This window comes from Magnetococcales bacterium (genome assembly GCA_015231925.1).
GTDB lineage: Bacteria > Pseudomonadota > Magnetococcia > Magnetococcales > JADGAQ01 > JADGAQ01.
This window is the reverse complement of sequence record JADGAQ010000023.1, coordinates 1-14415: the sequence shown is the minus strand read 5'-3', so window position 1 is coordinate 14415 and position 14415 is coordinate 1. Positions and strand designations below refer to the sequence as shown.

Genomic DNA, 14415 nt, shown 5'->3' with positions numbered 1-14415 from the left:
GTTTCATCGAGCCTTTGAACCGACATGACGGATGACGAACGCACCACACGAGGCTGGCCCGGAGGGTATCGGGATCCGGGCCGTTTCGGGTGGTCCGGGGAGACGATGCTCGTGGGTATCCTGCAGGTGCGCCTCGATTTGCCGGGGGTGCGCTCCCTGAAGGAGAAGCGCAGCATCGTGCGTCGCCTGTTGTCCCGGGTGAAAGAGCATTTCGAGATATCGGCCGCCGAAGTGGCCCACATGGATTTGTGGAACACGTCCGGTCTGGGTTTCGCCATGGTCGGCAACGAGGCGGGTCCGCTTCAAAGCCGGTTGCGGGAAGTGGTCTCCTTCATCGAGCGGGAACATCTGGGTGCGGTGGCCGATTATCGGGTGGAGGTGATCGCATGAGCGTGCGCGTGGAGCGGGTTGGCAACCAGATCCGGCGGATTCTGTCGGAGATGGTGGTGTCGGGCGAAATCCGCGACCCCGGTCTGTCGGGGGCCTTGGTGACCCTCACCGAGGTACGGGTTTCACGGGATCTCTCCCTGGCCACGATCTTCTTCGCGGTATCGGGCGGAGCCGAGGTGGAACAGCAGGTGGAGGCGGCGCTGAACCGGGCGGCGGGCTTCATGCGCACCCGGGTGGGCCAGGAGATGCGCTTGCGCCTGGTACCCCAGTTGCGTTTTCTGGTGGATCGCTCCGTGGAACAGGGACAACGCATCGAAGAGTTGCTGAAAAGCCTGAACATTCCCCCTGCGGACGACACCGCCTCGTGAAACGCCGGGGTGGCAATGTCTGGCACGGCTGGTTGGCTGTCGACAAACCGGCGGGCTGGAGTTCCTTTCAGGTGGTGGCACGGGTGCGCCACCTCACCGGCGTGGCCAAGGTGGGTCACGGCGGCACTCTGGATCCCTTCGCCGAAGGTCTGCTGCCCCTGGCCCTGGGCGAAGCGACCAAAGTGCTGGGCCTGGTTCTGGAGGGGGACAAACGCTATCGCTGCCGGCTGCGCTTCGGCGAAGAGACCGACAGCGGCGACCCCACCGGAACGGTGATCGCCCGCAGTGAGCAGCGTCCCGAACCCTCGGCAGTGGCGTCCGCCTTGCAAGGGTTTCTGGGGGAGATCGAACAGGTCCCTCCCCTCTTTTCCGCCATCCACGTCGAGGGGGAACGGGCTTACCAACTGGCCCGCCGGGGAGAAAACGTCGTTCTGCCGGCCCGCACGGTGCGCATCGACCGCCTGGAACTCCTCTCCTGCACCGCCGAAGAAGCGGAACTGCTGGTGCAGTGTGGCAAGGGAACTTATATCCGGTCCCTGGTTCGGGATCTGGGCCGGCTTTTAGGGTGCGGGGCCACGTTGACCCGCTTGATACGGCTGCAAACCCTGGGATTCGATCTCCAGGAGGCCGTAACCCTGGAAATGGTGGAACAGGCGGTTCGGGAGAACCGTCTGCCAACGATTCTTCTCCCCATGGATCGGGTACTGGACGACATCCCGGTACTTCGTCTCGGGGAGGAGGAGTGGCGGCGCCTCACGTTGGGGCAGGCCGTGCGGGTGGAAACGGAGCTGCGCACCACGGGCGTGGTCCGGCTCTACGACCCGAATCAACGCTTCGGCGCCATCGGTGAGGTCTCACCGGAGGGCGCGGGGCGGGTTCTGGTGCGTCCGCAGCGGGTCTTCTCCCTGGGAGGCGTACCGTCGTGACAACTCATTCATACCCCTAAGGAGAACACGATGTCGATTACGCCGGATCGCAAACAGGAACTGATCAAAGCCTACGGACTCAAAGAGGGGGATACCGGATCCCCGGAGGTCCAGGTGGCCATTTTGACGGAACGCATCAACAATCTGACCGAGCACCTGCGCATCAACAAGAAGGACCACCACTCCCGTCGTGGTCTGTTGAAAATGGTCGGCCTGCGGCGTCGCCTGCTGACCTACGTGCGCAATAAGAGTCAGGATCGTTATCTTTCCTTGATTCAACGTCTCAATCTGCGCAAATAGTTGCTTGGATGAATACCACCGGCGCTATCGGGGCGCCGGTGTCTCGGGAAAAGGAAAATCATGTTCGATATTCATCGCAAGACCATTGAATGGGGCCCGGGGCAATTGACCCTGGAGACCGGGCGCGTGGCCCGGCAGGCGGACGGAGCGGTGCTGGTCACCTACGGCGAGACCATGGTTCTGGTCACCGTGGTGGCGGAAAAGTCGGTTCGTCCGGGGATGGACTTCTTCCCTCTGGGGGTGCATTACCAGGAGAAGAGCTGGGCGGCCGGACGCATTCCCGGTGGATTCATCAAACGGGAGACCCGTCCTTCCGATCGGGAGGTGTTGATCTCCCGTCTGATCGACCGGCCGTTGCGTCCCCTGTTTGACAAGAAGTTCTACAACGATACCCAGGTGATTGCCACGGTCATCTCCTACGACCAGCAGTTTCAGCCGGATATCGCCGCCATGGTGGGCGCTTCGGCGGCCATCTCCCTGTCGGGCATGCCCTTCCACGGCCCCATCGGGGGCTCGCGGGTGGCTTATGTGGATGGCAAGTTCCTGCTCAACCCGACTCGTGGTCAGATGGAGAACAGCCGTCTCGACCTGGTGGTGGCGGGCACGGCGGACGCCATCAACATGGTGGAGTCGGAAGTCGATTTCCTCACCGAAGAAGAGATGCTGGATGCGGTGATGTTCGGCTTCCAGGGGTATCAGCCGGTGATTCAGGCGATTCGGGAGCTGGTGGCCGAGTGCGGCAAGCCGGCCTGGACCCTGGAGAGCAAGCCGGCGGACGAAGCCCTGGCCGCCGCGTTGCGGGAGAAAGCCCAGCAGCCTTTGATGGAAGCCTACAGCATCGCCGACAAGATGAAGCGGCAGGATCGTGTGGCCGCCATTCGCAAGGAGATGCCGCAAGCCCTGGGCCTGTCGGAAGGCGATCCCCGCGAAGGCGAGATGAAGGAGCAGTTCAAGGCGCTGGAATCCCAGGTGGTGCGGGAGAAGATCCTCAGCGAAGGCCGTCGCATCGACGGGCGCGGCTTGACGGACGTGCGTCCCATCACCTGCGAGGTGGGCCTGTTGCCCCGGGTACACGGCACGGCCCTTTTCACCCGTGGCGAGACCCAGGCCCTGGCGGCATTGACGCTGGGCAGCGGACGGGATCAGCAGATCGTCGAATCGCTGGATGGCGAGGACCGGGAGCATTTCTACCTGAACTACTCCTTCCCTCCCTACAGTGTGGGCGAGACGGGTCGTGTCGGGGCGCCGGGCCGTCGGGAGATCGGTCACGGCAAGCTGGCCACACGGGCCTTGTCGGCCATTCTGCCGGATCAGGAGACCTTCCCCTACACCATTCGCATGATCTCCGAGATCACCGAGTCCAACGGCTCCAGCTCCATGGCCACGGTGTGTGGTGCGGTGCTGGCCATGATGGACGGCGGTGTGCCCATCAAGGCACCGGTGGCGGGTATCGCCATGGGTCTGGTCAAGGATGGCGCCCGTTTCGCGGTGTTGTCCGACATCATGGGTGACGAAGATCATCTGGGTGACATGGACTTCAAGGTGGCGGGCAATGCCGACGGCATCACCGCGCTGCAGATGGACATCAAGATCAACGGCATCACCCGGGAGATCCTGGAAGTGGCCCTGCGGCAGGCTCGCGGGGGTCGTTTGCACATTCTGGGCAAGATGCAGGAGGCCATGCCGCAGGTTCGGTCCGAGCTGTCGAACTACGCGCCGCGCATCATCACCATCAAGATCAATCCGGACAAGATCCGCGACGTGATCGGGTCGGGCGGCAAGGTGATCCGTGGCATTACGGAAGAGACGGGATGCTCCATCGACATCAACGACGATGGCACGGTCAACATCGCCTCCGTGGACGGTCCCAGCGCCGAAGCGGCGGAACGCATCATCCGGCAGATCGTGGCCGAGGTGGTGACGGGGCAGGTTTACCAGGGCAAGGTGGTTCGCATCACCGACTTCGGCGCCTTCGTCAACATCCTGCCCAACCGGGATGGTCTGGTTCACATCTCCCAGCTCTCCGGACAACGGGTGGCCAAGGTCACCGACGTGGTCAAGGAAGGGGATGTGGTGGCGGTGAAGGTTTTGGATGTGGACAAACAGGGTCGGGTCAAGCTGACCATGAAGGATATCTGAGCGGCAAAGCGTCGCTGGCCGTGATGGATCGGGGGACCGGAGCGTAAGGCTCCGGTCCCTTTTTTTTGGAGATGAGCCCCACCAGAGCCAATTGCGATATAGCCACAGCCAAGATATTTTTTATGTATTTGACTTTCAATATTTTATCTTTTAATAATCAAAAAAAGAAAATGTTCTGTCCTTTGACTTTCTGTTTATAATTTATATATTTTTAATATAATACTCATTAGTTTTGCAATCGGCCATAATATTGGAAGACGGCGGCTGCGTGTTCGCAGAAGTTTTGCACCCTCTTTCCATTTAGGGTATTGATTTTGCTGGCATGCTGTGTTTATGGAGTGTAACCTGATACGTAACATGGAACGGGAACCGTGATTCAGAACATTCGGCACAAAGGTCTCTCCCTCCTGTTCCAGGAGGGCCAAAGCAAGGGAGTCAAGCAGTCTCTTGTCAAGAGATTACGGCAAATTCTCTCCTTGCTGAATACCGCCGTGGTGGCCGAGGATATGAACCTGCCCGGTTTGCACTTTCATTCCCTTTCCGGAGAATTGGCGGGATATTACGCTGTATCTGTTTCAGGAAACTGGCGAGTTATTTTTCGTTTCGAAGAGGGGCATGCCAACTCAGTTGACCTGATCGACTACCACTAGGAAACAAGCCATGAACGATCCAGTCTCCCCCGGAGAAATCATTCGTGATTTATGTCTGAAGCCATTGCACCTTTCGGTAACACAAGCCGCCGAAGGTCTTGGGGTAACGCGCAAAACCCTGTCGCTTTTATTGAACGGCCACTCGGGTATTTCTCCGGAAATGGCGGTCCGTTTATCGCGAGCCTTTGGTCGCAGTCCCGAAAGCTGGTTACAGCTTCAGGCTCAATTCGATCTGGCCAAACTTGATCAGGAAAGGATTCAATGCAGTATCAAGCCATTATTCACCCATCAAAATATGCACATCTGATTGATTCCAGGAGAAGCAATAATGACGGACTTAATAGAAAAAATCAGTCTCTTTTTGTATAAATCTAGAGATTATCGCGAAACAGAAGAATTAAAATGTTTTCTTCGTAATATCAAAGCCAATAGAGATCCATTTTTCCTGACGGAGACAGAATTTCACCAGATCGCCCTATGGAAACTTGGCAATCAGTTTAATCGGAATAAACATAATTTGGATAATAATATAACTAGTTGTTATAAATTAACAACAACGGCCGCTTTCAGCATTACTGAATCGGACGATTATTCGTGCGCAACACAACTAAAAATAAATATTCTTACTACTTTACACGGAGTTGGAATTCCTGTCGCCTCCGCCGCTCTGGCACTGGTTGAACCGGAAAGATATTGCGTCATCGACTTTCGAGGCTGGCGGCAACTGTTTCAGGGGGGCAATAATCTGGAAAAGAAGAAGAGCTTTAATATAGATGATTATATAAAATATCTAGATGAAATCAGACGCATTGCAGTCCAACTGAAAAGCATTCCTCAAGAAGTTGACCTTGCAATATGGGAACTTGATCTGCGGGAGAATCCATAAGACATCCACTCCGTCCGCACCCGGTTCGTCGTTCAACAAGGCCAACAGGGCGACAGATACATTTCCAATAATGGGACCACTACCAGACATCAACCCGCCTTGCAAACCTCCTGGACAGGTTTCGGCTGCAAGGAAACCGTCTGCCGACCCGACTCCTGTTCAAGCCGCTTCAAATCCTGATAAATAGCCTCCGGATCATAATGAAAGCGGGCTGCATGTTCTTCCCGAATTTGACGAATTTCCTCAACAAGAGGATCCTGCCACATGGTCATTCCTCCAATAGTTGCTCCGAGTTGCGCTATCCAACCGGGAACCAACCCATTCGAAACGCTCCCTTCCTGTTCAAGTATTCCACTTCGCCATGACTGATGCAACAATGACATGGTACACGACATCGGCTTTCAGTTGACACTAACCCATCCCCCAGGATAGGATACCGCCCATGGACAAACACGCTGGCCATCCGGAAATCGTCACCCGTTTGAAACGCGCCTCGGGCCATCTGATCAAGGTCATAGCCATGATCGAGACCGGAGAGCCGTGCGAAAAAGTGGCCCAGCAGCTCCAGGCCGTCAGCAACGCCCTGGTCTCCGCCAAACGGGAATACGTCAGCGATCACATCGAACACTGCCTGGACATTCGGGAAGAGATGACGACTCGCGACCTGATCGGACAGGTGAAGGCCTTGAAAACCATGGCCAAGTATCTGTAATACCCATTCAAAACCATGACTAACGCGCCTTTCAATATTTTATCTTTTAAGTATCAAAAAAGGGAAATGTTTTGACTTTTTCCTTAATCTGTTTATATGAATCCTTATGAGCAATAAGTTTTATAGTTATTTTTATAAAAAAGAAACTTACAAAGTCAAAGGATAGAACATTTTCTTTTTTTGATACTTAAAAGATTAAATATTGAAAGTCAACATCAAAAAATCCAGGAGCCCGACATCATGACTTCCCACGGCCCCCACGGCGGACCCCTGCTGAAACACCCCGCCGGCTTCGTGGAAATGAGCGTCTTCGAAACCGACGTGCCCCCCCGCTTCCGCCTCTATTTCACCGATGCCGCCCTGCAACCGGTAACCCCACCCGCCCCGGACAGCATCACCCTGGAGACGGAACGTCCCGGTGACATCCGGCAACACTTCACCTTCCGCCGGGAAGAGACCTTTCTGGAATCCACCACCAATATCCCCGAACCCCACGAATTCCTGGCGCGACTCGATCTGGCGGAAACCCATCAACGTCTGATCACCCTCTTCACCGAAGAAGGCCATGACCATGGAGCCGGTCACGATCACCACCACGGCGGGGAGGAACACGGAACCCACGGCGGCCCCCTGATCGCCCACGCCGACGGCATGCTGGAAATCAGCGTCTTCGAAACCGGCGTACCGCCCCGCTTTCGCCTCTATTTCCTGGACAACGCAGCCCAACCGGCCCAACCCCTGCCCGCCGACAGCCTCACCCTGACCACCACCCGCCCCGATGGCAGCAGCCAACGGTTCCTCTTCCGGCAAGAAGAACACTTCCTGGAATCCACCACCGATATCCCGGAACCCCACGAATTCGAAGCCCGGATCGACATCTCCCGGCAAGACGGGAAACAAGTGCTGGTCACCCCCTTTACCGAAGAGGGCCATGATCACGGACCCGCACACCACGACCACGGACACGACCACGGACACGATCACGGACACGATCACGGGCACGACCACGGGCACGACCACGGCACGGGTCTGCTGGGCTGGCTGCGGGGTACCTTCGCCCACTCCCATGACGTGACCGACAAGGTCGATTCGGTCATGGAATCGAGTGAAAAGGGCATCCGCGCCCTCAAGATCTCCCTGGTGGGGCTGGGGCTCACCGCCATCCTGCAGGTGCTGGTGGTCCTCTATTCCGGATCGGTGGCCCTGCTGGCGGACACCATCCACAACTTCGCCGACGCCGCCACCAGCATTCCGCTGTGGATCGCCTTCGCCCTGGCCAAACGGGGCGCCAATCGGCGCTTCACCTACGGTTACGGCAAAGCGGAGGATGTGGCCGGGGTGATCATCGTGGGAGTGATCTTCTTTTCCGCCTGCGTGGCCGGATACGAAGCGGCGCTCAAGCTGATCCGGCCCGAACCGATGCAGCACCTCGGCTGGGTGGCTCTGGCGGCACTGGTCGGCTTCATCGGCAACGAAGCGGTGGCGGTGTTTCGCATCCGGGTGGGCAAGGAGATCGGCTCCGCCGCCCTGATCGCCGACGGACACCACTCACGGGTGGACGGCTTCACCAGCCTTTCGGTGCTGATCGGCGTCATCGGCACCTGGCTGGGCTATCCGCTGGTCGATCCCCTGGTGGGCATCGGCATCACCGTGGCCATTCTGTTCATCGTGAAGGATGCCGCCAAAGCCGTGTGGAATCGCCTGATCGACGGCATCGAGCCCGAAATCCTGGATGAAATCGCCCACGCCCCCTCCCACGTCGCCGGGGTCAAGAGCGTGCGCTCCGTGCGCGCCCGCTGGGTCGGCCACAAGGTCTATTCGGACGTAACCATCGCCGTCGATGCCGACCTGCCGTTGCATGTGGCGGACGCCATCGCCCGTGCAGTGGAGCGCTCCTTGCGGGAACATATCCGCCTGCTGGGCGAAGTGGTGGTGCGGGTCACCCTTTGATCCGGTCCAGGGAATACCCCTTGATCCAGGCGTAAAGGGCCGGAATGACGATCAAAGTCAGCAGGGTGGAGGAGACCATGCCCCCCACCATGGGGGCGGCGATGCGGCGCATCACCTCCGAACCCGTGCCCGTACTCCACAGAATGGGCAGCAACCCCGCCATGATGGCCACCACCGTCATCATCTTGGGGCGCACCCGCTCCACCGCCCCTTCCATGATGGCCAGATAGAGGTCTCCGCCGGTGAACGGCAACCCTTCCGCGGCACAGTGGCGCCGACGCTCCGTCAGAGCGTGATCCAGATAGATCAGCATCACCACCCCCGTCTCCGCCGCCACCCCCGCCAGGGCGATGAAACCCACCGCCACGGCGACACTCAGATTGTAGTGCAGCAGATCCATCAGCCAGACCCCGCCCACCAGCGCAAAAGGCAGGGAGAGCATGACGATCAGCGTCTCGGTGATGCGACCGAAATTCAGGTAGAGCAGCAGAAAGATGATGAACAGGGTCAGGGGCACCACGATTTGCAGTTTGGCCTTGGCCCGCTCCATGTATTCGAACTGACCGCTCCACTGCAGGAAGGTGCCGGCGGGCAGTTGCACCTGTTCCCGCACCGCCCGCTGGGCGTCGGCCACATAGCCGCCGATGTCCCGGTCACGGATGTCCACGAAGATGTAGACCGACAGCAGGGCGTTTTCGGTCCGAATCGCCGCCGGTCCCTGCTCCGGTCGCACCGAAGCCAGTTGTCCCAGGGGAATCTGCGCCCCGCTTTCGGTGCGCACCAACACCCGCTGGGCAATGGATTCGGGATCGGAACGAAAATCCCGGGGATAGCGCACGTTGACGGAAAAGCGCTCCCGCCCCTCCACGGTGGTGGTGACGCTCTCTCCGCCCAAGGCGGTGAGAATCACCTCCTGGAGATCGCCGATGGTCAGTCCGTAACGGGCGATGGCGTCCCGGTCCGGATCGATGGTCAGATAATAACCGCCGCCCACCCGCTCGGCGTAGGCGCTGGTGGTGCCGGGAACCGCTTTGACCACCTGCTCGATCTGCTGCGCCAGAGGCTCCAGCTCCTCCAGGTTCTTGCCGAAGACCTTGATGCCGATGGGCGTGCGAATGCCGGTGGAAAGCATGTCGATGCGCGCCTTGAGGGGCATGGTCCAGGCGTTGCTGACACCGGGCATCTGCAAAGCCTCGTCCAGCTCCGCCACCAGTTTTTCCGGAGTCATGCCCTCGCGCCACGCCGCTTCGGGTTTCAGGTTGATCACCGTTTCGAACATCTCGGTGGGAGCGGGATCGGTAGCGGTGGCGGCCCGCCCCGCCTTGCCGAAGACCTGCGCCACCTCGGGAAAGCTTTTGATGATCTTGTCCTGGGTTTGCAGCATCTCTTCCGCCTTGGTCATGGAGAGACCCGGCAGGGTGGTGGGCATGTAGAGCAGCGACCCTTCGTTCAGGCTGGGCATGAACTCGCTGCCCAGGCGCTGCGCGGGAATCACGCTGGCTGCCAGCGCCACGATGGCCAGCAGGATGAAGCTCTTCTTGAAGCGCAGCACCAGCCGGATCACGGGACGGTAGATCCGGATGAGAAAGCGGTTGACGGGGTTCCGGTGTTCCGGCAGGATGCGCCCCCGCACGAAGAGCAGCATCAGCACCGGCACCAGGGTGATAGAGAGAAAGGCCGCACCCGCCATGGCGAAGGTTTTGGTGTAGGCCAGGGGTTTGAACAGACGTCCCTCCTGGGCCTCCAGGGTGAAGACCGGCAGGAAGGAGACGGTGATCACCAGCAGGCTGAAGAAGAGCGGTGGTCCCACCTCGCAGGCCGCGTTCATCAGAATGTCCACCCGTGATTGACCCGGCCTGGCCCGTTCCAGATGCTTGTGGGCGTTTTCGATCATGACGATGGCCGCGTCCACCATGGCCCCCACGGCGATGGCGATGCCCCCCAGACTCATGATGTTGGAGGTCATGCCCAGGGACTGCATGAGCAGAACGGCGATCAACACCCCCACCGGCAGCATGAGGATGGCCACCAGGGCGCTACGCACATGCAGCAGAAAGACGATGCACACCACCGCCACGATCAGACTCTCTTCGATCAGGGTGTGTTTCAGCGTCTCCACCGCCCGCAGGATCAATTCGGAGCGGTCATAGACCGCTTCGATGCGCACCCCCTCCCCCAGACTGGCGCTAATCTCCGCCAGGCGCTTCTTGGCGTTTTCGATCACCGTCAGGGCGTTCTGTCCGAAGCGTTGCAACACGATGCCGGAAACCACCTCCCCTTCCCCGTTGAGTTCGGCAAGCCCGCGCCGTTCGTCCGGTCCCAGCTCCACCCGGGCCACGTCCCGCAGTCGCACCGGAATGCCGTGCTCCTCCTTGAGTACGATCTTTTCGATATCCTCCACCCCGCGCAGATAACCCCGCCCGCGCACCACGTACTCGGTTTCGGCCATCTCCACCACCCGGCCGCCCACGTCGCGATTGCTCATGGCAATGGCCTGGCCGACCCGTGAAAGGGGAATGTTGTAGGCCTGCAACTGCTGGGGATCGACCACCACCTGGTATTGCTGCACGTAGCCGCCGACGCTGGCCACCTCCGCCACGCCTTCGGCCTTGGCCAGGTGGTAACGCAGATACCAGTCCTGAAGCGTGCGCAGTTCGGCCAGGGTCTTCTCGCCGGAGAGAACGACATATTGATAGACCCACCCCACGCCGGTGGCATCCGGTCCCAGGGTGGGCGTCACCCCTGGCGGCAGCCGTTTGGCGGCGAAGTTGAGATACTCCAGAACCCGGGAGCGCGCCCAGTAGATATCGGTGCCGTCTTCGAAGATGACGTAGACGAAGGAGGCCCCGAAGAAGGAGAAGCCTCGCACCAGTTTGCAGCGCGGCACCGAGAGCAGCGCCGTGGTCAGGGGATAGGTCACCTGGTCCTCCACCACCTGAGGCGCCTGACCGGGGTACTCGGTGTAGAGAATCACCTGGGCGTCGGAGAGATCGGGAATGGCGTCCAGGGGAATCTTGAAAACGGCGAAAACACCGCTGGCGACCAGAAAGAAGGTCGCCAACCACACCAGCAGGAGATTGCGGCACGACCAGCGAATGATGGCGGCGATCATGGTCTTCTTCCTTTCAATATTTTCTTTTAAGTATCAAAAAAAGAAAATGTTCTGTCTTTTTATTTTTGTTATATTATTTATTTATCAGTTATAATAATTTTTATATATTAAATAATAATATTAATTATTATCAGAAAAGTCAAAAGACAGAACATTTTCTTTTTTTGATACTTAAAAGATAAATATTAAAAGGCGGGAGGCCGAGGCCTCCCACACGGATCAATGGGAATAGTGGCCCAATGCCGCCCGCAGATTGGCTTCGGCGTCGATGAGGAAATTGGCCCGGATCACCACCTTCTCCCCCTCCTTGAGCCCCTCCAGAATTTCGACATAACCATTGCCCTTGCCGCCCGGACGGATCGGACGCGGCTCGAAAAGCCCTTCCCCCCGATCCACCAGCACCACCTGCCGGGATCCGCTGTCCAACACGGCGGAATCGGGCACCGTCAGCACCACACCCATCCCCGACGGCGCCGCCAGTTGCACCGTGGCATACAGAGCGGGACGCAATTCCCCGGTGGTATTGGCCAGCTCGATGCGCACCTTGACGGTACGGGTCTCGACGCTCAACGTGGGATAGACGAACGCTACCTTGCCGCGAAACACCTTGCCCGGCAGAGCGTTCAAGGTCACCTCCGCCTCCTGGCCCTGACGCACCATACCCATGTCCTGCTCGAAGACATCCGCCAACACCCAGACGGAGGAAAGATCGGCAATGCGGTAGAGCATCTCGCCGGGCATGAAGCGCATTCCCTGAATGGCGTTCTTCTCCAGAATGACTCCGGAAACCGGGGACACCACCGTCATGGTCTTGCTGACGCCACCCCCGCGGCGCAGACGCTCCACCTCGGCCGACGAGGCATCCCAGTTGCGCAGACGAATCAAGGAACTTTCCGCCAGGTCGGCAGCCGTGCGCCGGGTCTCCGCATCCGCCTCCCGCAAGGTCTCTTCCGCCCGGCTGGCGGCCAGAAACTCCTGCTGCGCCAAGACCAGCGCCGGACTGTAGACCTCCATCAACGCCTGCCCCCGACGCACCGACTGGCCGGTCACGTCGGCGTGCAGCTTCTCGATCCAGCCTTCGTACTTCCGGGAAACGATGTGCAGCTTGCGCTCGTCCACCTGCACCGTCCCCACCGCGCGAATGGCCCGAGTCAACGGACGCAACGCCACCGCCTCGGTCTTGACCCCCAGCTTCTGCACCTTGTCGAGCCCGATGCGCACGGCGTTGCTGCCGGCGGGAGCCATATCCTCGGCGTAGACCGGCACATAATCCATGCCCATGCCATCCTTTTTCGGCACGGGAGAGGTATCCGGCAAACCCATGGGATTGCGGTAGTAGAGAACCTTGCGCTCACTCTTCCCGAGGCCCGTCTCCGCCCGGGGAGGCGGCGCCTCGTGACCCTCGTGTCCCCCGTGATTCTCGTGACTCTCCGTCGCACTCCAGGCCGGACTCACCGCCAGGAAGACCGACAACGCCACTATGCCCGACAGGCGCGTGTTCACCATTCACCTCCCACAAAACGTTCGATCTCCGCCAGACGCACCTGTTGATCGTATTGCGCCTTGAGCCGCTCGATCTGGAACTTCTTCAGCCGTTGCACCGCATCCAGTACCGCCACCGCTTCGGTATTGCCGTTTTCGTATCCCTTCAACGCCGATTGCAAAGCGATGCGCGCCTGAGGCAACAAGCTTTCCCGAGTCACCTTCTCCACGGCCTGTGCCTCTTCCAGACTTGACAGCGCCTCCTTCAAGCCCAGTTCCACCCGCAGTCGCTCCGCCACCAGATCCTGCCGCGCTGCCTGTTCCTTCAGGGCTGTTTCCCGCTCTTTGGCTTTTTTCGCGCTCCACTGCAACGGCAGACTCACCCCCACCATGGCTTCGTAGCTGTCCATCTCCTCGACGTTGCGACGCTCCACCACGCCGAAGCCCACCTCCCAATCGGGATACCAAGCCTTTTTGGCCAGACGGGTCTCCCCTTCCGCCGAGGCCACTCGGGCCCGCGCCATGCCGAGAGAGGGATTGGCCGCCAAACCCCGTTCCAACAACTGCCGGTAGTCGAGGAGCGATGTCTCCGGAAGCTCCCGCAGATGGGGGTGTTCCACAACGGGAGCCTCGGCGGGACGACCGACCAGAGCATTCAACCGGGCCCGAATACGGTGCCGTTCCTGCAGCAACCGCACCCGTTCCATCGACAAGGCTCCTCGTTCCGCCTCGGCGGAGGTGGCCTCCTGCTGCGAGCCCATGCCCTGGGCGTAACGAAAGCGGGCGAACTCCACCAGGACACGCATGATTTGGATCAACTCGTCCGTCTGATCCATGGAGAGGTGAACCCGGTGGTAGTCGGCGTAGGCCATTTTGACCTTCATGGCCACCTCCAGTTTGCGCTCCTCGCGCACGCTCTCCGCCTCCCGGCTGGCGGCGACGGCGATTTCCCGCTGCAAGGCCCGCTTGCCCCACCAGGGAATCTCCTGCTGCAGCGTGTACTTGGTGGTGGCCACCCGCCCCGGAAGTCCGGCGGCGTTTCGGGAAATGTCGTCGAGGGTGATTTGCAGCTTCGGGTCCGGAAAGGCATCGGCTCCTTCCACCCAGGCCGCCGCCGCTTCCGCTTCCAGGGCGCGAGCGGCGATTTCAGGATTTATCTCACGCGCCAGGGCGAGAAACTCGTCCACCGTCGCGCCCACGGGCTGCTCCCCGGATGCCGGATCCGCCCAAACCGGAACCGCCCAGGCCAGCAACATCCAGGTCAACACTGCCCGCTTCATGGCAACCTCCCCGAAATGACCACTATGTCCATATTCCAGTGCCGTATCTTTCAGGTATACGGGGGTTCGGGGGGGATTATCCCCCCCGACGGGTCCAGGGCAGCGCCCTGGGACTTTTCCTTTCGCTGTTGACCTTCCAACCCCAAGGGGTCCAGGGGGAACCCATGGGACTTGTCCTTTCGCTGTTGACCTTCCAACCCCAAGGGGTCCAGGGGGAACC

14 protein-coding genes are annotated in these 14415 nt (G+C 59.6%); 10 read left to right on the top strand and 4 right to left on the bottom strand.

Annotated features, from left to right (window positions below):
• Positions 1-24: 24 nt before the first annotated feature.
• From HQL56_04620 to HQL56_04585, 8 genes are all read left to right on the top strand, one after another.
• Positions 25-390 carry a DUF503 domain-containing protein gene (locus HQL56_04620; protein ID MBF0308796.1) on the top strand — a complete coding sequence of 122 codons (366 nt, stop codon included), beginning with the start codon at positions 25-27 and terminating at the stop codon, positions 388-390.
• Positions 387-758, top strand: a complete 372-nt coding sequence (gene rbfA / locus HQL56_04615) for a 30S ribosome-binding factor RbfA (GenBank protein MBF0308795.1) — start codon at positions 387-389, stop codon at positions 756-758. Before HQL56_04620 ends, rbfA begins: the two co-directional genes overlap by 4 nt.
• Complete coding sequence (gene truB / locus HQL56_04610) at positions 755-1684, top strand: tRNA pseudouridine(55) synthase TruB (GenBank protein ID MBF0308794.1); 930 nt, start codon at positions 755-757, stop codon at positions 1682-1684. The genes rbfA and truB overlap by 4 nt, the downstream gene beginning before the upstream one ends.
• A 30-nt stretch (positions 1685-1714) precedes the next feature.
• The gene (gene rpsO / locus HQL56_04605) at positions 1715-1984 is read left to right on the top strand and encodes a 30S ribosomal protein S15 (protein MBF0308793.1); all 270 of its coding nucleotides are present in this window, start codon (positions 1715-1717) and stop codon (positions 1982-1984) included.
• Positions 1985-2044: 60 nt separating this feature from the next.
• Positions 2045-4123 (top strand): polyribonucleotide nucleotidyltransferase, encoded by a 2079-nt coding sequence (gene pnp, locus HQL56_04600; protein MBF0308792.1) that lies wholly within the window; start codon positions 2045-2047, stop codon positions 4121-4123.
• 371 nt (positions 4124-4494) lie between these two features.
• The gene (locus HQL56_04595; GenBank protein ID MBF0308791.1) at positions 4495-4773 is read left to right on the top strand and encodes a type II toxin-antitoxin system RelE/ParE family toxin; all 279 of its coding nucleotides are present in this window, start codon (positions 4495-4497) and stop codon (positions 4771-4773) included.
• A 10-nt stretch (positions 4774-4783) separates the two neighbouring features.
• Positions 4784-5080, top strand: a complete 297-nt coding sequence (locus HQL56_04590) for a HigA family addiction module antidote protein (GenBank protein MBF0308790.1) — start codon at positions 4784-4786, stop codon at positions 5078-5080.
• Positions 5081-5101: 21 nt separating this feature from the next.
• Positions 5102-5659 (top strand): hypothetical protein, encoded by a 558-nt coding sequence (locus HQL56_04585; protein MBF0308789.1) that lies wholly within the window; start codon positions 5102-5104, stop codon positions 5657-5659.
• An 89-nt stretch (positions 5660-5748) separates the two neighbouring features.
• Here the strand turns inward: HQL56_04585 and HQL56_04580 are convergent, their stop codons facing one another.
• Complete coding sequence (locus HQL56_04580) at positions 5749-5925, bottom strand: hypothetical protein (GenBank protein MBF0308788.1); 177 nt, start codon at positions 5923-5925, stop codon at positions 5749-5751.
• A gap of 176 nt (positions 5926-6101) precedes the next feature.
• Between HQL56_04580 and HQL56_04575 the strand changes: the two genes are divergently transcribed.
• Positions 6102-6371 (top strand): metal-sensing transcriptional repressor, encoded by a 270-nt coding sequence (locus tag HQL56_04575; protein ID MBF0308787.1) that lies wholly within the window; start codon positions 6102-6104, stop codon positions 6369-6371.
• A gap of 651 nt (positions 6372-7022) precedes the next feature.
• The gene (locus HQL56_04570; GenBank protein MBF0308786.1) at positions 7023-8321 is read left to right on the top strand and encodes a cation transporter; all 1299 of its coding nucleotides are present in this window, start codon (positions 7023-7025) and stop codon (positions 8319-8321) included.
• Here HQL56_04570 and HQL56_04565 read toward each other — a convergent pair.
• From HQL56_04565 to HQL56_04555, 3 genes are all read right to left on the bottom strand, one after another.
• Positions 8311-11433 (bottom strand): efflux RND transporter permease subunit, encoded by a 3123-nt coding sequence (locus HQL56_04565; GenBank protein ID MBF0308785.1) that lies wholly within the window; start codon positions 11431-11433, stop codon positions 8311-8313. The genes HQL56_04570 and HQL56_04565 overlap by 11 nt on opposite strands.
• 219 nt (positions 11434-11652) lie before the next feature.
• Entirely contained in the window at positions 11653-12939 is a 1287-nt protein-coding gene (locus tag HQL56_04560) for an efflux RND transporter periplasmic adaptor subunit (protein ID MBF0308784.1), read from the bottom strand.
• A complete protein-coding gene (locus HQL56_04555) occupies positions 12933-14195 on the bottom strand; it encodes a TolC family protein (protein MBF0308783.1) in 1263 nt (420 codons plus the stop codon). The genes HQL56_04560 and HQL56_04555 overlap by 7 nt, the downstream gene beginning before the upstream one ends.
• Between the last annotated feature and the right edge of the window lie 220 nt (positions 14196-14415).